Source organism: Saccharothrix algeriensis (genome assembly GCF_016907655.1).
Taxonomy (GTDB): domain Bacteria; phylum Actinomycetota; class Actinomycetes; order Mycobacteriales; family Pseudonocardiaceae; genus Actinosynnema; species Actinosynnema algeriense.
Genome location: NZ_JAFBCL010000001.1, coordinates 1,556,315 through 1,575,549, shown reverse-complemented (window position 1 = coordinate 1,575,549; position 19,235 = coordinate 1,556,315). Strand labels below are relative to the sequence as shown.

Here is a 19,235-nt window from a genome sequence, read left to right as displayed (position 1 = left end):
GAACCTCGGCACCCCGCAGGGCACTGCGGTGGCAGCGGACCGGCCATTTCCGAGCAGTCGCGCGTCACCGCCGGCCGGGCACCTGCGGTACGGGGCCGGTGCTTTCCCGTGGCACGTGCGCCGATGCGTACTGCGGGGTGGAGCCGCCCGTGCCCGTCGATGCGACATCGGATTTCGCGTGGTCCGGCAGTGCCCGGCCGGGAGTGGTCCCGACGGTGGTCTGCGGAACCGCAGCGGCTCGCGTTGCCGGCCGGACCGGGTTCAGGCCCGCTTGCCGAAGACGAGCACCCCCCAGTCCAGGTCGGACGCTTCGCCCGCGAGGTATCGGAGTTGGTGCTCGCGCACCGCAGCGAGCCTCCGCTCCACCTCGGGGTGGTCCGGCTCGGCCGCCGCCCACGAGTGGACGGCCCGCCACTGGTCGGTGTAGTAGCGGTCCCAGTCCGACCGCGTGGAGCGCACCACGCCGACGACCGGGTGGTCGAGGCGTTCCAGGTGGTCCCGCCCCGCCGGGAGCTGGTCGCCGACGGCGAACCGGCCGCCGGGGGCGGTCGAACGGGCGGCGAGGTCCACCGCGGCGAAGAAACCGCCCAGCCCGCCTGCGGCGCCGAGGAGCACGACCCGCTCGTGGGCTCGCTCGGCGAGCTTCGGAGAGCGCCCGTCAGCCACCTCGAACCGGACCCGGTCGACCACCCCGCGGGCAGCGGCCTCCTCGCTCGCCCGGCGGATGAAGCCGGCCGAGATGTCGACCCCGGTGGCGGTCAACCCGAATCGCGCCACCCAGTCGCAGAGGACACCACCGGCGCCGGTACCGATGTCCAGCAGGGTGCGCGCCGACCTGAGGTCCAGCAGGTCGGCCACCTCGTCGATGCCCGCGGCCGAGATCGGGTTCCAGCAGCGGGCGCGGCGGTAGCGGGCACTGATGTGGTCGGAGAGGGATTCCGTCGGCTCGGTGGTGGTCACGCCGTTCGCTCCTCTGCTCGTCGTGCGGCGAGGTCCTCCTCGACCAGCGCCGCGTTGATCGCCTGGCCCGCCGCCACCCCGTGGCCCGCTGCGGTGATCACCTTCTGGGTGGGCCCGGCCGCCGTCCCGACGACCCAGACGCCGTCCACGGGGGTGCGGCCGGTCGGGTCCGGCCGCAGGGGTTCGCCGCGGAGGTCCGGGCGGAGCGGTTCGAGCAGGCCCAGCCGGGGTTCCGGTGGTGCGTCCAGGAAGCACGCGTCGACTTCCAGCCGGTTGTCGGGCTCCAGCAGGACGCGTACGCCCGGCACCGCTCGCTCCACCGCCCGCACCGCGCCGTGCACGACCCGGACGCCGGGGAGCGAGCGCACCGGCCGGGCGTCGCCGGGCAGCAGCACGACCTCCACCGACCACTGCGTGAGCAGGCCGGCCAGCCGGACCGCGCCCGCGGTCGCGCCGAGGACCGCCACCGACCGCGCCCGCCTGCCGCCCCAGTCGTGGCAGTAGGGGCAGTTCTGCACGAGGGTCCCCCACAGTCCCGCCAGTCCGGGCACGCCCGGCAGGCGGTGGTGCGCGCCGGTGGCGAGCACCACCCTGCGCGCCCGCCACGTGATGCGCTCCTCGGTGTGCACGAGGAACTCGGGTGAGCGACCTGTGAGAGCGCGCACCCGACCGCTCACCACCCGCCCACCCGCCCGGGTCACCTCGTACCGCACCTGGTCCAGGTAGCGCCGGGGTTCGACCCCGTCGTGGCCGGGATAGCCGCGGATGCCGGGCGAGGCCGCGTTCGCCGGGTCGCCGTCGTCGATGACGACGACCCGGCGGAACGCCTGGGCGAGGGTGAGCGCGGCGCCGAGACCCGCCGCGCCCCCGCCCACCACGGCCACGTCGACCTCGCCCGCGTTCACCGGTCACCCCCGGGCAGCCGGGCGAGCACGCGGAACACCTCGTGCACCGGTTCGGTCGTCGACACCACCCGGCCGTCGACCTCCACCCACACCGCGCACTCCGCGGCTCGGTTCCTCGGGGCGTGCTCGCGACCCAGGACGAGCCGGGCATCGTGGCCGAGGCGGCGCAGCGCGATGGCGAGCACCAGGTCGACGTCCCGGGGATCGACGGCGGGCCGCAACTCCTCGACGGCGGCGCGGACGCGATCCACGTCGAGCCTGCCGGGAGCCGGCGGGGGCGGGGCGGCGCGGCGCAGTCCCCGGGCCGCTGCGGCGCGATCCCCGCGGACCGCGTCCGCCGCCGCCCGCACCGCCCGCATCGTCGTCGACATCACGTGCTCCTCTCCCGGCACCACCGGTCGATCCACTCGTTCTCCTCGGTCGCGGCCCGCAGGATGCCGTCGGCGGTGCCGAAGTGGTGGCCCTCGGCGTCGAGCAGGACCAGTCGTGCAGGCGTGCCCGCGATCCGCAGCGCTTCGTAGAACAGCCGGGCCTGCCACACCGTCGTCGCCGAGTTCGGGTCGGACGCTCCCTGCGTGAGCAGCGTCGGGACGGTGATCCGGTGCGCGCTGTGCACGGCGGTGAAGCCGTGGTACATGTCCGGCGCGGCCCAGATCGGCCGGCGCTCCAACTGGAAACCCGCAGGGGTCAAGGTGCGGTTGTACGCGCCGCTGCGCAGCACCGCGCACCGCAGCACCGAACCCAGTTCGGGCAGCGCGACGGCGGCGAGCGCGGCGCCGAAGCTGTGACCGCCGAGGACCAGCGGCACCTCGCCCAGTTCCCGCCGCACGCGTTCGGCCGCGTCCCGGACGCCGTCCACCACCCGCGCGGCGATCTCGGCGAAGGTGGCGGGGCCGTTCTGCCGCGGGTGCCAGAGCCGGACCATCGCCACCGCGCACCGCGGTCGGTAGGTCCACAAGGGCCCGGGGGGTTCGGCGGCGCCCGCTCCCGCGTACGGGGCGAACGCGGTGCGGTCGGGGACGTCCGGGCGCGGGCTGATCCACAGCACGACGGGCCCTCCGTCGCCGTGCAGCGCGATGTCCGGGGAGATCTGCCGGTGCTCGGGTGGGCGCACCGATCGGCGGCGGGCGGGCCTTGCGGTGTCGGCGCCGTCCCAGAAGTCGCGGTCGACCCGGCACTCGCCGAGGTGGCGGGCGGGCGCGGCGCCGGTCAGGTCGTGGATGCTGAACTCGGCCAGCCGATCCCGGACCAGCCGCTCGAAGGCGGCGGCGTCCCGGACGGCGCCGATCAGCACACGCGTCCGGTCGGGGGACAGGTCCAGCCTGCACACCGCGTGCGGGCCGGAGAGCACCCGTTGCCCGTCCCGGGGTGCCAGCACCCGAACCGTCGCTGCGGCCGCCGCCACCAGCGCGTCCGGGTCGTCCAGCACGGAGCGGCCCTCGCTCGAATCGTGCACGCGGTCGGGGTCGGTAGGAGCTGCCGGGTGGTCGGCGAGCACCACCAGCGCTCCGTCGGCGGTCCACTGCAGCGGCGCCGCACCGCCCAGGAGCGAGTGGTTGACCGCGATCCCGGTCGGGCGTGGCCGCTCGTCGTGACCTGGCCGGTGGAGCCACAGCTCCGGGGCGCTCGGCCCGGGCGTCACCCCTGCCAGCACCGGTGGTCCCCCGCGGGCGGACCACGTCAACGGGGTCCGCCGGGCGGGGATGCGCAGGCCGTCGACGTGGACGGTTCCGACACCGCCCGCCCGGCCTGCGGTGGCCAGCGCGACGAGGTCGAAGGCCACGCCGTGCGAGTGGACCCAGCGGCGGGGCGCTTGTGCCCGCACCGGGTAGCGGGGGCCGGTGAACCGAGCGGTCAGGGACCCGCACCGGTGCTCGTCGACGACCTCGCGGGCGGCCAGGTCATCGGCCAGGTGGGCGATGTGGTCCCGCAGCGGGACGGCGCCGGCGGTCACGGCGCGCCCGCCCCGGTGAGGTCGGCACGGCGGGCCAGCTCGGCAGGCGCGCCGCGGTCCACCACCGTCCCGTCGCGCAGCACGATGACCTGGTCGGCGCGGGCCGCCACCGCGGGATCGTGGGTGATCACGAGGATGCCGCAGTCCGCGAAGACCTCGAACACGGTGTCGAGCACCGTCCGCGCGGTCGCGGCATCCAGGCTCGCGGTCGCCTCGTCGAGGACCACGAAGGCCGGGCGGCGCAACAGCAACCGGGCGATGGCCAGGCGCTGGCGCTCACCTCCCGACAGCCGGTTGCCGTGGTCGCCGAGGACGGTGTCCAGCCCTGCCGGCATCCGGGCGACCAGGCCCGACCAGATCGAGGCCGCGCGCAGGGCGTCGACCAGTTCGGCGTCGGTGGCCGCCGGGTCGGCGTAGCGCAAGTTCGCCGCCACCGACTCGTGGAAGAAGTAGCTGGTCTGGCTGAGCAGGCCGACCTGGGCGGTCACCGAGGACAGCGGCAGCTCCGGCAGCGCCCGCCCGTCGAGCCGGACCACGCCCGAGTCCGGGTCCCTCAACCGCGCGCACAGGTGGGCGATGGTGCTCTTGCCCGCGCCGCTCGGCCCGACCAGCGCCACCACCTGCCCCGTCCGCAGTTCGAAGGAGATGTCGTCGAGCCGCCACGACTGGGCCTCGGCCGCGTGGGCGAAGCAGACACCGTCGAACGACAGGCGCGTGGGTCGGGCAGCGAGTGGCCGGGCCTCGGGGTTCTCGGCGACGGCCGGTCGCTGGTCGAGCAGTTCGAAGATGCGCCGGAAGCCGACCATCGCCCCCACCACCTCCACCCTGGCGTTGACGATGCCGGTGAGCGGCCCGTGCAGGGACGGCAGCAGCGAGACGAAGCCGACGAGCATGCCCACCGTCATGTGCCCGCCGACGACGAGCAGACCCCCGCACAGGTAGACCAGCGCCACGGACAGGCCCGTGACCGAGGTCAGCGACGCCTGGAAGGCCCCGCTGACGGTCGCGGTCCGCACGGTGTCGCGTCGAACCCGCTCGGCCAGCCCGGCGAGGGCGGCCGTGTCCGGACCTCGACCGTCGTTCAGCGCGGAGAGCGTGGTCCCGTCCACGGTCAACCGGTCCACCAAGAAGCTGTTCAGCGCCGACAACCCCTGTTGCCTGCGCTCGCCGAGCCGTTTGACCACCCGCGCGGTCCGCCAGGTGATCGGCACCGCCAGGACGGGTGCGACCAGCGCCAACCCGACGAGCTCCCAGCTGAAGTAGGTCATCGCCGCGACCACCAAGGCGAGCCGGACGGCGTTGGCCACGATGTTCACCACCAGGTTGGACACGATGCCCTGGGCCGCCTGCACGTCGCTGTTCAACCGAGCCAGCAGGTCGCCGGTCGGCCGCGCGGTGTGGAAGTCCACTCCGAGGCGCTGCACCCGGTCGAAGATCCGGGTGCGCAACTCGTACCCGAGGTGGTTGCTCAGCGACACCGTCAGCCACTGGCCCACCCACTGCGCGCCCGCCGCCGTCACCACGGCGCCGACGGCGAGCGCGGAAAAACCCGCCACCGCGCCCAGATCACCCCGGCTGATGCCGGAGTCGATGATCTGCTGGTACGCCAACGCGGGCAGCGCGGTGCACAGCGCGGTCAGCGTCACGGCACCGAGCAGCCCGGCGATCCGGTACCGGCGAGGCCGCAGCAGCGCCAGCACACGGCGGAAGTCGCCCCGGCCGGTCATGAGCCCGCCGTGATCCGGTGCGCGGCGTACCCGTCGGCCAGTTCGGCGATCGAGGACACGCCCCACCGGGGCGCGCCCAGCGGCACACCCGCGGCGTCGGTCGCGATGGCGCACGGGTAGGTGCCCTTCGCCTGCTCGGCCCACGACCCGGACCCGCTGTCCTGCCAGTCGATCCAGTGCGGCGGGTAGTCGCGCAGCCGGGCGCGCAGCCGGGCGCAGGCGGGGCAGTCCGGGCTCACGACGATGGTCAGCGTGGCGATCCGGGCGGGATCGGTGGGGGTGCTCGGTTCGTCGGGCGCGTCCGCCGCCCGCCGCAGCGAGACCGCGACCACGGCGACGGCGACACCGCCCACCACAGCCGCCCGAACGCCGACCGGTGGTCCCTCACCGCCCACGATCGCGATGACCGCCATCACCGCGGCGATGACGGCGTTGAGCCCTACCCGGATCGGGCTGACGACGCCCCGGCCGCCGAAGCAGGCGCACTCCCGGCCCAACAGCGCGGCCGCAGCGCAGGTCAGCCCGAGGTACGCGGCGGCGAGCAGGCCCGCAGCCGCGCTCGGGGGCGCCACCGCGGCGGCGGCGGCCACCAGGACCTCGCCCGCTGCCACCGGGAGCGGACCGATCGGAATGCCGAGCGGGCGCAACGGCGGCCAGTCGAGTCGGCCGCGCAGGAGCAGCACGCCCTTCGTCGCGCCCGCGCCCAGCAGGCCCCCCGCCGCGAGCAGGGTGAGCCAGGGGATCACCGGGAGCCCCCGGTGGGGACGATCCAACCGCCCTCGACGGCGAAGCGCAGGAACCCGGCCTGCTCCGGGGTCGTCGGCCCACCCGGGTGGCCCCGGCGCAGGAGGGCGACCGCGGTGGCGTCGACCTCGTGGACCTCGATGCGCTCCAGGTCCACGACCGCCGCCCGGCCGCCGCCCAGGTCGGCGGTGGTGAACCGGTCCGGCATCGACCAGCGGTCGGGGGTCAGCGGGTGCTCAGCCATTGCTCGACCTCCAGGGTGCGGATGAGCGCGAGCGCGTGCTGCTCGCGCAGGAACGGGTGGGCCAGCACCGCGGCGAAGGCGTTCGGGTCGACCAGCCCGGCGTCGGCGAGGACCAAGGTGGGCAGCGGCCGCCCGGCTCGGGCGTCCGCCCGGTCGACGGCGAGCCTGCGCACGCGCTGCTCCCCGCTGGACACGAAGGTCCCGGGAGCCGCGTCCCGGCGCAGGAACGCCAGGTCGGAGCGGGCGGCCCGGGGCAGCGCGCGGGCCAGCTCCACGAACTCGGGGACCTGCGCCGGGCTGCGGTGCGCCACGCCCAGCCGATCCGCTTCGGTAATGACGGCGCCGACGTCGGGAGCGGACCAGGACCAGGCCAGCCCGGCCTCTTCACCGTCTACTTCGGACAGCCAGGTTTCCCAGCTGTGCCGGGAGGACTCCACCAGGTCGTGGGCGACGCGAGCGCCGGCGGCGGTCAGCCACGGCACGACGGGCCGCGCGGGCGCCCCGCTCTCCCCTCGGCGCGGCTTGTCGACCACGGCGCTTGTCCGGCTCGCGGTGAACAGCGGGCGCAGCCCCAGCCCGCTGGCCAGTGATCGGGCAGGCGCCACGGCCAGGGCGTGGACCAGCGGTGGGGTGGTGAGCGCGACGTCCTGCGGCGCGATGGTCAGGGTGCGTGCGCCCGGCGCGCACCGGTGCAGGAACGCCGAGGAGATCCCGCCGCTGACCGCGAGGGTGTCGCCCACCACCGCGCCCGCCAGCTCGGCGAGCCGGGCCTCGACCTCGCGCGCCCGCCTGCCGCGGGCGACCCGGGGAGGCGCCCACGGGAACGGCGCACAGCGGCCGCGGGCCATCTCCGGCGAGATCCGGGTGACGCCGCGTGCGGGGAGCCTGCGCACCCCTGCCAGCGCCGTCCGGTCGACCTCCCCGCGGATGTCCAGGGTGCGGGCCAGCAAGTGGTGCAGGAGGTGGTCGGTGAGAGCGGGCGGCCCGGCCAGTGCCGACGGGTCCGCGCTGAACCGGATCACGGCCCCGTCCACGGCGTAGAACAGGTCGCCGAGGTGGACGCGGGAGCGGTCGACGGTGACGTGGCGCTCGTGCACGGTGATCGCGCCGAATTCGGCGGGCGCCGCGAGCGCGACCTCACCGCGCGGGCGGGACAGGTCGACCTCGAGCGCGAACGGCGCGCGCGGTGGTGAGGTGGTGGACACCCGGAGCCTCTCTGCGTGGACCCGCCAACGGAGCCCCAGGGGGCATCCGTTGGCGAGTGGGATCACTGGAGCGGCGCGCGCGTCAGTAGACGCACACGCAGCGCAGGTCGAGGAAGCCCTCGCAGTAGCCGCCGACGGCGCCGTAGTTGGCCACGCAGTACTCGCGGCACTCGTCGTCGTCGGGGCAGCCGCAGCACTCCAGCGGCGGTGCGGTCTCCCTGGCCGCGGTCAGCACCGCCACGTCGGCGGAATGGGAGATGTCGGTGCGGTACACCAGTGGGGTCATTCTTGTCCCTCATTTCCTGTGAGTCGGAATGGATATTTCGGAGTTCATCCTGGCTTTCCAGGGGTGGGTCGGGTACCACCGATCCGGCGATTCACGGAGTGGGCGCACCTCGTCACCCGGCCAGTTCTCCGGGGGCGGTGGTCCTATTCGGGGCGGCCAGGTCCGCCTTGGCCGTCCGGCCAGGTCGGGAATGCGGTCGGACCTGTCCTCATGGCGGTGTCGTGGATTTCCCGGGATCCGTAGCGTCGGCAGGGCAGGTTTGAACCGCGAGGAGAGGACGGATGATGAACGCATCACGAATCGGAGCGCGGATCGCCGCCACCGTCACGGCTTTCGGTGCGGCGATCGCGCTCGCAGGCGGTGGCGCCGCGATGGCGGCGACCGCGCAGGCCGAGGTGGTGGCGCCGGCCTCCGGGGTGGTCGTCCAGGCCCGGCCGTGGTACGTCACCAGCTACTCCAACCACGCGCTCAGCCGGATGGCCCAGCGCGGCATCACCACCGACCAGGTGGAGGCCGTGGTGGGGTCGAACCAGTCGCGGGTCGAGCCGGGGCACGCGCCCGACAGCTACAAAATCACGAACTGGGGAATCTCGGTCGTGATCGACGAGGACGGTCGAGTCATCACCGTATTCTGAGTGGAAAGAGGGGTAGGCTGGGTCCCATGCGCGTCACACATGATCGGGAAACGGACTCGGCTTACATTCATCTGACCGACGAAACCCTGTCGCCCGGTAGGCGGAGCATTCCACTGGAGCCACCGGCCGTGCCCACCCTGGTCGTCCTCGACTTCAAGGAGGACCGGCTCGTCGGCGTGGAGGTGCACGGCGCTTCGCGGCACCTGTCGGCGGATTTCCTCGCGGGTGCCGCGGGCGAGGGTTGAGCGGCCGGCGGACGGGTGCGGGGTCGGATCCGGAGATCCGGCCCCGCACCCGTCCGCGGATCAGAACCTGTTCAACGCCCGTGCGATCTGGGACCGGCGCGCGATGCCGAGCTTGCGCATCAGATTCGACACGTGGTACTTCACGGTGCTCACGCTTATCCCGTACACCTCGGCGATCTCGGCGTTCGTCGCACCGGTCAGCAGCATCCGCGCCATCTCCAACTCCCGGCCGGTCAGCTCGTCGGTCGGCGCCACCTGCTCCTCGAGGGGCGCACTCAGCGACTCGCGCAGCGACGCCGACACCCACAGGTGCCCCTGGGCGCTCGCGCTGAGCGCCGCCCGTATGTCGTCCACCGGATCCTCCGGGCTGATCATGGCGCGCACCACCCCGCCGAGCGCGTGCGGCAGGATGTCGGTCAACTGCTCCTCCGTCATGGCCACGACCAGCGGCTCGGCGGGCGCCGCGGTGAGCGCGTCCCGACCGGCGAAGTCGTTCAGGTCGATGAACGTCAGGTCCCAGTCATCCCGTTGCGGCCCTTCGTCGCTGATCACGTCGATGTCGGACATGGCGGCCAGGATCGATTCCCACCCCGCTCGCATCACCGGGTGCTCGATCAGCACCCGCACGAGCAGCGTCTCGTCGGGCGCGGGAACGGGAACGGGAACGGTCAGCCTTCTTAACTCGGCACTGGTGGTGCGGCACAAATTCAATGGTCTTCCCCCCTTGCTCGCGGTGCCCGGACCGCGATCGGCGAGTCCGGAGCAAATCGAGCCTACGACCGCCCAGGTAGGGGGCAACCCGCCAACAGGCCACGCCCAGGCGGGTGAGGCCGGCCAGTTGGCCGATGCGTGCCGGGAGGATCTGTGGCAGTCAGCCGCCCCGGACGTCGACGAGGCGTCCCGCCCGGGCGTCGAGGTCTCCGGCGGGCGCGTTCCACCTCCTCACTGCTCCGGGCGCGGGCCCGGGGTCGCGGCGCACCGTCACGCGCACCCGGGCCCTCCGGCGGTCATTCCGAGGCGAGCACCTGGGCGGGCGGCACCCGCGCGGCGAGGCGGGCGGGGATCACCGAGGCCAGCGCGGCGAGCAGCACGGTCGCGGCGACCAGGGCCGCGAGTTGGGTGACCGGCAGGTCCGGGACGGTCCGGTCGCCGAACTCGAGCATGCTCCGCGCGGCCGTGACGCCGAAGACCGATCCCAGGACGACGCCGAGCAGCGCGGCCACGACCGCGAGCACGGCGGCCTCCCAGGCCAGGCTGGTCCGCAGGCCGCGCCGGGTCAGGCCGAGGGCCCTCAGCAGCGCGGACTCGCGTTTGCGCTCCAGGACCGACAAGGTCAGCGTGTTGGTGATGCCGACCAGCGCGATCAGCACCGAGACGGCGAGCAGGGCGAGGGCGACCAGCCCCGCCACGGTGAGGCCGGTCTCGTACGCGTCGCGCAACCGGACCGCGCCGTTGACGATGGCCTCGGCCCCGCTGGCGTCCATTGCGCGCCGGACGTCCTCCACGACGACCGCGGCGGCGGCGTCCGGTTCGGTGCGCAGCCAGACGCCGTGCACGGCGGGGTCGGGGTCGAGGCGGGTGAGATCGGCCCGGGAGACCAGGGGCGCGCCGAGGTCGGCGGCGGCGAGCGTGGCGCGCAGGTCCGCGACGCCGCCGGGACCGCGCACCGGAACCGTCTCGCCCGCCCGGATGTCGTTGTTGCGCGCCACCGATGGCGGCAGCAGGAGTTCCCCGCGCTCGGGAACGACCAGGCCGGCGCGCGCGACGCCGCGGACGTCGTCGGGCACTGCCAGCACGGTCATCGTGCGCGAACCGATGTCGGCGCTCGTGCCCGGCACCGCCGCGGCCACGCGCACCCCGTCGATCGAGCCGAGCGTCGGGGGCAGCTCCTCGGGCAACGGCTGCCGCAGCGCCAGCACCTCGGCGTCGACCGGGTAGCGCGCCTCCACCTCGCTGGTCAGGCTCGCCCGGGTCGTCGCCATCCCGACCAGGACGGTGGCCACCAGGGTGACGCCGACCAGCAACGCGGTGGAGGCCGCGGCGGCCCGGCGCGGGTCGCGCCGCAGGTTGACCCACGCCAGCCCGCCCGCGGGACCGGCCACGCGCGCCAGCGGTCCGCGCAGGGCCCGGACCAGCGCGGGCGTGGTCAGCGTCGACAGCAGCACCGTCCCCGCGGTGGCGAGGAACCCGCCCGCGACGGTGATCGGCACCGAGCCCGCGCTCGCCCCGAAGGCCAGCGCGGCCGCCCCTGCCACCAGCAGCAGCGCCCCGCAGGCGGGTCGCACGCGGCCCGGCCGCGAATCGCCGACCGACAGGGCGACCTCGCGCAGCGCGGCGAGCGGGCGGTGGCGACTGGCCTCGCGCGCGGGACCGATCGCCGCCAGCAGGGTCGCCAGCACCCCGACGGCAAGCGCGGTCAGCACCCCGGGCACCGGCACGGTGATCTCGGTGAGCGGCAGGCCCGCGCTCGATGCGGCCAGCAGCGCCGTGGCGCCGAGGCCGACACCGACGCCCAGCGCCGCGCCGGGCGCCGCGCCCAGCACGGCGAGCGCCGTCGCCTCGATCAGCACCGAGCGGGCGACCTGCGCGCGGGTCGCCCCCGTGCAGCGCAGCAGGGCGAACTCCCCGGCGCGCTGGGCGACGACCACGCGGAAGGTGTTGGCGATGACCATGGCCGCGACCGCCAGCGCCACCGCGGCGGCCCCGAGCAGCCCGGTCGTCAGCACGTCGGAGTCGCCGGTGAACGCCGCCACGTCGCGTTCGGCCTGCTCGGCCCCGGTGCGCACGACGCCGTTGTCGACCGCGTCCGCGACGGCGGCGCGCAGGTCGGCGGGGTCGTCGCGGCCGAGCACGTAGATCGCAGTGGGATTCGCGCCGGTCCAGGCGGCGACGTCGGCGTCCGCCGCGAGCACCGTGGGCAGGTCGTCGCCGAACGACACGGGCAGCTCCACCAGCCCGGAGACGACCGCCGACGTCGACGCCCCGTCCCGCGACCGGAGCGCCACCGACGACCCCGGGCCCACGCCGGCGTCCGAGGCGGTCCCCTGGTCCACCACCACCGCGCCGGGACCGGGCCAGTCGCCCTCGACGAGGGTCACCGTGCGCAGTTCCGGCGTCCCCGGCAGCGAGCGGACCCGGCCGAGCGTCGCAGTCGTGCCGATCGACACGTCCAGGTAAGCCTCCCGGACCGGCTCCACCGCTCGCACCCCGGGCACCGCGGCGATCTCGTGGCCGGCCGGACCGATGTCCCCGCGGCCCAGCGGGGTGACCACGACGTCGGCGGCGCGGGCCTGCCCGGCCACCGCCGCCTCCGTCGAGGCGCGCAGCGAGCCGGTGAGCACGGCGATCGCCGCCGCGAAGGCGACAGCTGTCGCGATCGCGACCAGGGTCGTGGTGAGCCTCCCGCCGCGACCCCTGGCCAGCTTCAGCGCGACGGCCGGCAGGGTGGGCGGGCGTGGCCGGGTGGGTGGCACCGCCCTCACCCCCCGACCCGGCTCAACGCCTGCAGCACGCGGGCGCGGGTCGGCGCCTCGACCACGTCGGTGAGCCTGCCGTCGACGATCAGCTGGACGCGGTCGGCGTAAGTCGCCGCGGTGGCGTCGTGGGTGACCATCACGACCGTCTGGCCGTGGTCGTCGACCATCGCCCGCAGGAAGCCGAGCAGCGTGGCGCCGGAGTTGGAGTCCAGGGCGCCCGTGGGCTCGTCGGCGAACAGCACCGCGGGCCGGTGGATCAGCGACCGGGCGGCGGCCACCCGCTGCTGCTGACCGCCGGAGAGCTGGGCGGGGCGGTGGCCCAACCGCTGGTCGACGCCCAGCGCCGTCACCAGCAGCGTGAACCACCCGGGGTCGACCGCCGCGCCCGACAGGGTCAGCGGGAGCAGGATGTTCTCCTCGGCGGTGAGCGTGGGCAGCAGGTTGAACGCCTGGAACAGGAAACCGATGTGGTCCCGGCGCAACCTGGTGAGCTCCTGGTCGGCGAGCGCGGTGAGGTCGACGCCCGCCAGCTCGACCAGGCCCGAGGTCGGCGTGTCGAGGCCGGACAGGCAGTGCATCAGGGTCGACTTGCCGGAACCGGACGGACCCATGATCGCGGTGAACGTGCCCGAGGCGAACTCGATGGACACGTCGTCCACGGCCGGGACACCGCCGTTCGCACCGGGGTAGGTCTTGCTGAGCCCCGTCGCGGCGACGGCGGTCTCGGCGGGTCCGGGGCGGCCGGTGCGTGGCGGGGCGTGGCGGGTTGGGTGGTACATGGGGTGAAGCGTGGCGGGGCGTGGGCGGCCGGACCATCGGCCTAGTGGACCTTCCCGGCCATCCGGATCGGGCCAACCGGCCGGAATCACCGGCCGGTTGGCCATGAGCGGTTGGCGGTAGGCTGGGCGGGTGGGGCGGTTCGGTGGTTGGTCGGCGCTGACCGGTCAGCACTGGCCGGTGGCCCTCGTCGTGGTCTCCGCGTTCACCGCCGAGGCGATGACGCTGGTCGGCGGGCCGGGTGAGCTGTCGGCGTGGCAGCTCCCGTTCGCCGCCGCCCTGGGCGCCGCCGCGGTGGCCGCGACCCGCTACCCGGTCGCCATGGCGTGCGGCAGCGCCGTGCTGCTCGTCGGCGAGACCGTGCTCGCCGCCTTGGTCGCCGAGCCCGGGCCCAGGCTCTTCGGCGGGATCGCGATGACCGCCATGGCGGGTCTGTGCGTGACGCTGCTGGCGTGCGTCCGCTACGCGCCCCGCAGGCGGGCCGTGCCCACCGCGGTGGGGCTGGCCGCCGCCGTGCTCGTCGCGTCGAACCTGCGGCCGGTGTTCCAGGTGACGACCGCAGAGGGCGGCTTGGAGTCGCAGCCCCTGCTCCTGCTGGGCATCGCCGCAGCGGGCGGCCTGTTCCTGCGGCAACGCGACCACGTCCGCGCCCGCGACGTCCGCGTGCTCGTCGAGGGCGCGCGGCAGTCCGAGCGGCTGACGCTGGCCCGGGAGCTGCACGACCTGGTCGCCTACCACCTGACGGGCATCATCGTGCAGGCCAAAGCCGCGAAGCGGGCGAGCAGCCCGGACGTGGCACAGCGCGTGATGCCCGACATCGAGGCCGCGGGGAGCGAGGCGATGACCGCGATGCGCAGGTTGGTGCACACCTTGCGCCACATCGACGACGCGCAGCGCGGCGTCGGGGACACCACCGGGGAAGCGCAGCCCACCGGTGACCTGGACGCCGACCTGCGCTCGCTGGCCGCCGGGTACCGCCTGCCGGTCGTCGTCGCGGTGGACGGGGTGGGCGGGCTGGCGCCCGACATCGCCGGGTCGGTGCTGCGGATCGTCCGGGAGTCGCTGACCAACGTGGGCAAGCACGCGCAGGCCCCCAGCCGGGTGGACGTCGAGGTGACCGGCGACGAGCGTTCGCTGAGCCTGTCGGTGCGGGACAACGGCGTCCGCTCCTCGGCCGCGAAGGACCCCGGGTACGGGTTGATCGGTATGCGCGAGCGGGCACAGCTGCTCGGCGGCAGGCTCCGAGCCGGCCCCGCGGGCCGCGGCTGGGAGGTGCGGGCGGAGATCCCGCTGGTCGGGCGGAACGGGCGTGGTGATCGGTGATCCGGGTCCTGATCGCCGACGACCAGCACATGGTGCGCGCGGGGTTCCGCATGATCCTGGCCCAGGAGCCCGACATCGAGGTCGTCGGCGACGTGCCCGACGGCGCCGCGGCGGTCAGCGCGGCCCGTGCCCTGCGTCCCGACGTCTGCCTGGTGGACATCCGCATGCCCGGTTTGGACGGCTTCGCGGTGACCCGCGAACTCGCGGGTCCCGACGTCCCGGACCCGATCGGCGTCGTGGTGGTGACGACCTTCGACTTCGACGAGTACGTCATGGACGCGCTCACCGTCGGCGCTCTCGGCTTCCTCCTCAAGGACGCCGAACCCGCCCTGCTGGTCGCTGCGGTCCGCGCTGCGGCGCGCGGGGACGCCCTGGTCTCGCCGGAGGTCACCCTGCGGCTGATCCGGAACCTGCGCGAGTCCGGGCGGACACCTCCTCGGCCACCGGTCGAGTTGTCCGACCGCGAACTCGACGTCGTCCGAGCCGTGTCCCGGGGACGCACGAACCCCGAGATCGCGCACGAGCTCTACCTGTCGCGGTCGACGGTCAAGACGCACCTGGCGTCCGTGCAGGGCAAGATCGGCGCCCGCAACAGGGTGGAAATCGCGATCTGGGCCTGGCAGCACGGGCTCATGGACTGAAACCCGACCACCGCGGGGCGAGGTCGAGGTCGGCCGTGATCCGCTTTCCCCAGCGAGGCAGGCAGAACGTCTTCCGACATTTCGGCGGCATTGCGGCGGCACCTCGGAGGTGCTCTGGAGCGCACAGGGCCTCAGGCGGGCAGTGGACGTGCCGGCGCGCTCCGCTGGTCACCCCGGATCCGGTCTGCTTCGATTCTGCTCACTTCGGGCGGTGGTCCTGGAGGTCGCGACCGGTGAAGTCCACATGGCTCCGTCCTTCGGGGAATCGACGGCCTTCTGCGCCCGGCCGCACGACGGGGAATTACTGCGCGGGCACAAAGAGTGATCGGACCCGGTTCGCGTCGTGATCGCTCGACGCGATGACGGGTGGCACGAGCAGTGGGCCGGCCTGGTCGATGTGAGGAGAAACCGGGTCCGCAGTGACATGTCCAACCTCATTTTCACCGCGCTGGACGGCATGCTTGTCCCTGGTCTGGCAACCGGACCGGTGCGCGCGTTCGGGGCCGCGACCTCCACCGTGGACCGCTGAGCAGATGAGGGAGAACCGAGTGACCAGGGACAACGACCCCGAGGTGGTCGCCGAGCTGGACCGCCTCGAAGAGGCGGTCAAAGCGGCGCCCGCGGGCGACACGACGGCGCAGATCGCGCTGTGGCGGCAGGTGACCGCGCTGGAGCACTGGTTCTTCATCGCGCGTGGCTCGGCCGACCAACCCCGTCCCTATGCCGTGGCCGCCGAGCAGGGGCCGATGATCTGCCTCTACAGCAGCGCCGCACGGGCGGGCGAAGCCGCCCGCGCCCTCGGGGTGGTCGACCCGGAAGGTGGCGCGGCGCCGTTGTTCGGCGTGCCGATGCCGGCCGCGATCGACTACGTCGCCTCGTTCGGCAGGTCCGGTGTCTTCGGCGTGACGCTGGACCACCCGCGGCTCGGCCACTACATCCCGATGGCGAACCTGGGGCTGCTCAAGGGCTGGAGCGAAGGGACCGGGCGGTGAACGGCGCCGATCCGGACGACGGCTTCGTCGAGGTGATCGCGCGCGAGGTGGCGGCCGACCCCGGCAACCTGGCGCTGCGCGAGGACTTCGTCACGCTGCTGCTGGGGCAGGACCCGGACCGCGCCGCCACCGAGCTGAAGGCGTTCGAAGCCCTCGGCGGTGATCCGGCGCGGGTCCGCCTGCTGCGCGCCCGGCTGATGGCGGCGCGGTTGCGGACCTCGAACCCGCCGCCGCCCGCCGGGAGCGCGGCGCCCCCGGCCGCGCCCCCCGCGCCGGCGGCGCGGACCGGGGGCAGCGGGCCGGAACCGGTTCCGTCCCCGGCCGACGAGGACCGCCTGGACAGCGGCGCTGCCGCGGCGGCGTCGCTGTGGGACGCCGAACGCCCGGCGGTGACGCTGGCCGACGTCGCGGGGCTCGCCGAGGTCAAGCGGCACCTGGACACCGCGTTCCTGGCCCCGCTGCGCAACCCCGAGCTGGCCGCGGCGTTCGGGCAGAAGCCGGGCGGGTCGCTGCTGATGTACGGCCCGCCCGGGTGCGGCAAGACGTTCATCGCCAGGGCGATCGCAGGCGACCTCGGCGCGTCCTTCATCCACGTGACCCTCGCGGACCTGCTCAGCAAGTGGGTCGGGGAGAGCGAGAAGGCCGTCCAGAGCGTGTTCCGCAACGCCCGCGCGGCAGCGCCGTGCGTGATCTTCTTCGACGAGTTCGACGCGCTCGGCGGACGGCGCACCTCCGGCGGCGGCGGGTCGCAGTCCATGCGGATGCTCGTCACCCAGCTGCTGGAGGAGCTCGACGGCGTGGCCGGCGCGAACGACGGGGTCTACTTCCTGGCCGCGACGAACCGGCCGTGGGACATCGACTCCGCGCTGCGCCGACCGGGCCGGATCGACAAGACGGTGCTGGTGCTGCCACCGGACGCGGTCGCCAGGGCGGCGATCGTCCGGGGCGCGCTGGAGGGCAAGCCCGCCGACGCCGTCGACGCCGCTGCCGTCGCGGCGGCGACCGAGGGGTTCTCCGGCGCCGACCTCAGTCACTTGGCGACCACCGTCCTGCAGCAGGCGATGGTCGAGTCGATGGACAGGGGCGAGCTGGTGCCGGTCACCACCGACGCGATGCTGGCCGCGGTCGGCGGCATCACCCCGTCCACGACGTCCTGGTTCGACCAGGTGGCGCCGGTGTTGGAGTACGGCGTCGACGACGGCACCTTCGATCAGCTGCGGGCGTACCGGGTCAAGCGGGGGATGCGATGAGTGACTTCGGCCGCACGGCCGCCGACGACGCCGTGGAGCGAAACCTGGACCTGGCCTGGGAGCTGTTCGGGGCGCAGCCGACGCACCCCAAGGTCGCCGAGCTGGCGTTGCAGGTGCTCGCGGTCCAGCCGGAGCGGAGCAGCGTGTCGCTGTTGCTCGGCAACCACCGCGAGTTCTGCGGCGAGGTGGACGAGGCGCGGCGCCTCTACCTCCGGGTGGCCGGTCGACGCGACAACCAGTTCGTCAACGCGGCTCGCGCCCTCCGGCACCTGGCGTCGGCCCGGCACGACCACCCCGAAGCGCTGCGGTGGGCGCGCGCGGTGCTGGGCGAGGAGCACGAGGGGTGGGACGACTGGATGGAGCTGGGCTCCGCCCAGGCGCTCTGCGGGGAGCACGAGGACGGGTGGCGCCAACTGGACGAGGCGGTGGCGCTGTGCTCCCGGACGGCGCCGGACGAACTCCCCGACGCGCTGGGGAAACGCGCGGCGTACCTGTTGGGGAGCTTCGCGCCGCCCGACCGGTTCGTCCCCGCGGCCGAGGCGGCCGTCCGGGCCGACGCGGCGAACTCCTGGGTCGCCCTGATGCTCGGCTGGGCCTACCTGGTGCAGTACCGGTTCGCCGACGCCGAGCAGCTCGGCCTGCGGCTGCTGCGCGAGGACCCGACCGAGGAGCTGCTGCAGAACCTGGTGGGCACGGCCCGGACCATGCTGCAGGTCGTCGAGAACGCGCACGCCCAGGACATCTCGCTGGAGGACATCCGCCGCACCGGGGTGATCGAGCTGGCGTGGCGACAACTCCGCGACCGGGTGCTCGGCACCGACCTGGCTTCCGCGCTGGCGGCGCTGGACGACGTGATGCCCGCCGACCTGCGCGCCACCCTGCGGCCGGGAGCCTCGCTCTCCGATGAGCCCGAGAGCGACAGGATCGGGTCCATAGCCGCGGAGGACCTGGTGGCCTGGCACGACGGCCAGCGGCCCGGCTCCGGCGCCGCCTGGGGACTGGCCGAGCCGTTCCGCCTGATGTCGGCGGCCGAGATCATCGCCATGTGCGCCGGGATCGAGGCCGACCCGGCAGCGCACCCGGACTGGCCCGAGAACGAAGCCTGGGAGCAGGTGATGACCGACGACGCCGGGGCGTACCTGGTCATCGTCGCGTTCGGGGCGCTGGTCAAGCGCCGACCCGGGCGCCCCGACGAGCCCGTCGCCGCGTCGATGGCCGACTGGCTCTGGGACCGGGTGGCCGACTTCGGCGGTCAGGACCCCCGACCGGCGCCCCGGAGGACCGAGGCCCTCCCGGCCGACCCGCCCCCTGTCCCCGGGACGTCGCTGACCGGCGCCATCGCGACGATGTACGCCGCCCTGGGTGCGCCCGAGCACTCTGCGCCGTATGCGGAGCTGCGCAGGACCTTCCCCGGCTCGACCGTCCGGCAGGGCGTGCTGGGGCCTGCGGGCCCGAGTCCCGACGGCGTCGACATCGCGTTGCTCGACGGGCTGGTGCGGAAGGTCACCGTCGACGTCGCGCTCTGCCCGACCGCCGACCGCGTGATCTCCGGGCTCGACCTCGACGGGCAACGCGGATCGGTCGATGCCCACGTGCGGGCGCACGGCGCCCGTGCGCACAACAGTTGGGAGGATCGCTCCACCGGCGAGGTCACCGTCAACTACGACCTCGCCGAGCACCGACTCGGCTTGCAGTGGGAGAACGGGAGACTCGCCCGGGTCTTCGTGTCCGCCCGTTCGGGCGCCGTGGCGTAGACCAGGTCCGCCGTCGCCGGACGGGGAGTCGGAGGTTGCGTTCGTCGATCAGGACGGTGAGCATCGCCTGGAGTTGGGGATGCGTGGCGGGTGCCGTTCGAGGCGTGCCTGCCGGTG

At 74.3% G+C, this 19,235-nt stretch carries 19 protein-coding genes; 7 read left to right on the top strand and 12 right to left on the bottom strand.

The window, feature by feature from the left end:
• Positions 1 to 261: 261 nt before the first annotated feature.
• From JOE68_RS06715 to JOE68_RS06675, 9 genes are all read right to left on the bottom strand, one after another.
• A complete protein-coding gene (locus tag JOE68_RS06715) occupies positions 262 to 960 on the bottom strand; it encodes an SAM-dependent methyltransferase (RefSeq protein ID WP_204841472.1) in 699 nt (232 codons plus the stop codon).
• Entirely contained in the window at positions 957 to 1,865 is a 909-nt protein-coding gene (locus JOE68_RS06710; RefSeq protein ID WP_204841471.1) for an NAD(P)/FAD-dependent oxidoreductase, read from the bottom strand. The genes JOE68_RS06715 and JOE68_RS06710 overlap by 4 nt, the downstream gene beginning before the upstream one ends.
• Positions 1,862 to 2,272 carry a lasso peptide biosynthesis protein gene (locus tag JOE68_RS06705; RefSeq protein ID WP_204841470.1) on the bottom strand — a complete coding sequence of 137 codons (411 nt, stop codon included), beginning with the start codon at positions 2,270 to 2,272 and terminating at the stop codon, positions 1,862 to 1,864. The genes JOE68_RS06710 and JOE68_RS06705 overlap by 4 nt, the downstream gene beginning before the upstream one ends.
• Positions 2,236 to 3,819, bottom strand: a complete 1,584-nt coding sequence (locus JOE68_RS32175; RefSeq protein WP_204841469.1) for an alpha/beta hydrolase family protein — start codon at positions 3,817 to 3,819, stop codon at positions 2,236 to 2,238. Before JOE68_RS32175 ends, JOE68_RS06705 begins: the two co-directional genes overlap by 37 nt.
• Entirely contained in the window at positions 3,816 to 5,546 is a 1,731-nt protein-coding gene (locus JOE68_RS06695) for an ABC transporter ATP-binding protein (protein WP_204841468.1), read from the bottom strand. The genes JOE68_RS32175 and JOE68_RS06695 overlap by 4 nt, the downstream gene beginning before the upstream one ends.
• The gene (locus tag JOE68_RS06690) at positions 5,543 to 6,292 is read right to left on the bottom strand and encodes a hypothetical protein (protein ID WP_204841467.1); all 750 of its coding nucleotides are present in this window, start codon (positions 6,290 to 6,292) and stop codon (positions 5,543 to 5,545) included. The genes JOE68_RS06695 and JOE68_RS06690 overlap by 4 nt, the downstream gene beginning before the upstream one ends.
• Complete coding sequence (locus tag JOE68_RS06685; protein ID WP_204841466.1) at positions 6,289 to 6,534, bottom strand: hypothetical protein; 246 nt, start codon at positions 6,532 to 6,534, stop codon at positions 6,289 to 6,291. Before JOE68_RS06685 ends, JOE68_RS06690 begins: the two co-directional genes overlap by 4 nt.
• Positions 6,516 to 7,739 carry a hypothetical protein gene (locus JOE68_RS06680; protein ID WP_204841465.1) on the bottom strand — a complete coding sequence of 408 codons (1,224 nt, stop codon included), beginning with the start codon at positions 7,737 to 7,739 and terminating at the stop codon, positions 6,516 to 6,518. The genes JOE68_RS06685 and JOE68_RS06680 overlap by 19 nt, the downstream gene beginning before the upstream one ends.
• Before the next feature lie 82 nt (positions 7,740 to 7,821).
• Entirely contained in the window at positions 7,822 to 8,025 is a 204-nt protein-coding gene (locus JOE68_RS06675; protein WP_204841464.1) for a hypothetical protein, read from the bottom strand.
• A gap of 281 nt (positions 8,026 to 8,306) precedes the next feature.
• On the opposite strand from JOE68_RS06675, the gene JOE68_RS06670 reads away from it, so the two are divergent.
• Positions 8,307 to 8,660 (top strand): DUF4258 domain-containing protein, encoded by a 354-nt coding sequence (locus JOE68_RS06670; RefSeq protein WP_204841463.1) that lies wholly within the window; start codon positions 8,307 to 8,309, stop codon positions 8,658 to 8,660.
• A gap of 305 nt (positions 8,661 to 8,965) precedes the next feature.
• On the opposite strand, the gene JOE68_RS06660 is transcribed toward JOE68_RS06670, so the two are convergent.
• The 3 genes from JOE68_RS06660 to JOE68_RS06650 form a co-directional block, all read right to left on the bottom strand.
• Complete coding sequence (locus JOE68_RS06660) at positions 8,966 to 9,532, bottom strand: helix-turn-helix transcriptional regulator (protein WP_204841461.1); 567 nt, start codon at positions 9,530 to 9,532, stop codon at positions 8,966 to 8,968.
• Between the two features lie 380 nt (positions 9,533 to 9,912).
• Positions 9,913 to 12,378, bottom strand: a complete 2,466-nt coding sequence (locus JOE68_RS06655; RefSeq protein WP_204841460.1) for an ABC transporter permease — start codon at positions 12,376 to 12,378, stop codon at positions 9,913 to 9,915.
• A gap of 5 nt (positions 12,379 to 12,383) precedes the next feature.
• Complete coding sequence (locus tag JOE68_RS06650; RefSeq protein ID WP_204841459.1) at positions 12,384 to 13,160, bottom strand: ABC transporter ATP-binding protein; 777 nt, start codon at positions 13,158 to 13,160, stop codon at positions 12,384 to 12,386.
• Between the two features lie 130 nt (positions 13,161 to 13,290).
• On the opposite strand from JOE68_RS06650, the gene JOE68_RS06645 reads away from it, so the two are divergent.
• The 6 genes from JOE68_RS06645 to JOE68_RS06620 all read left to right on the top strand — a co-directional run bounded on the left by JOE68_RS06645 (position 13,291) and on the right by JOE68_RS06620 (position 19,118).
• Positions 13,291 to 14,481, top strand: a complete 1,191-nt coding sequence (locus JOE68_RS06645) for a sensor histidine kinase (protein WP_204841458.1) — start codon at positions 13,291 to 13,293, stop codon at positions 14,479 to 14,481.
• Positions 14,478 to 15,122: a response regulator gene (locus JOE68_RS06640; RefSeq protein WP_204841457.1), complete on the top strand. Its 645-nt coding sequence runs from the start codon at positions 14,478 to 14,480 to the stop codon at positions 15,120 to 15,122. Before JOE68_RS06645 ends, JOE68_RS06640 begins: the two co-directional genes overlap by 4 nt.
• 343 nt (positions 15,123 to 15,465) lie before the next feature.
• Complete coding sequence (locus JOE68_RS06635) at positions 15,466 to 15,651, top strand: hypothetical protein (protein WP_204841456.1); 186 nt, start codon at positions 15,466 to 15,468, stop codon at positions 15,649 to 15,651.
• A gap of 19 nt (positions 15,652 to 15,670) precedes the next feature.
• Entirely contained in the window at positions 15,671 to 16,114 is a 444-nt protein-coding gene (locus JOE68_RS06630; RefSeq protein WP_204841455.1) for a hypothetical protein, read from the top strand.
• Complete coding sequence (locus tag JOE68_RS06625) at positions 16,111 to 17,364, top strand: ATP-binding protein (protein WP_204841454.1); 1,254 nt, start codon at positions 16,111 to 16,113, stop codon at positions 17,362 to 17,364. The genes JOE68_RS06630 and JOE68_RS06625 overlap by 4 nt, the downstream gene beginning before the upstream one ends.
• Positions 17,361 to 19,118, top strand: coding sequence for a tetratricopeptide repeat protein (locus JOE68_RS06620; protein ID WP_204841453.1), 1,758 nt, complete (start codon positions 17,361 to 17,363; stop codon positions 19,116 to 19,118). The genes JOE68_RS06625 and JOE68_RS06620 overlap by 4 nt, the downstream gene beginning before the upstream one ends.
• Positions 19,119 to 19,235: the final 117 nt, after the last annotated feature.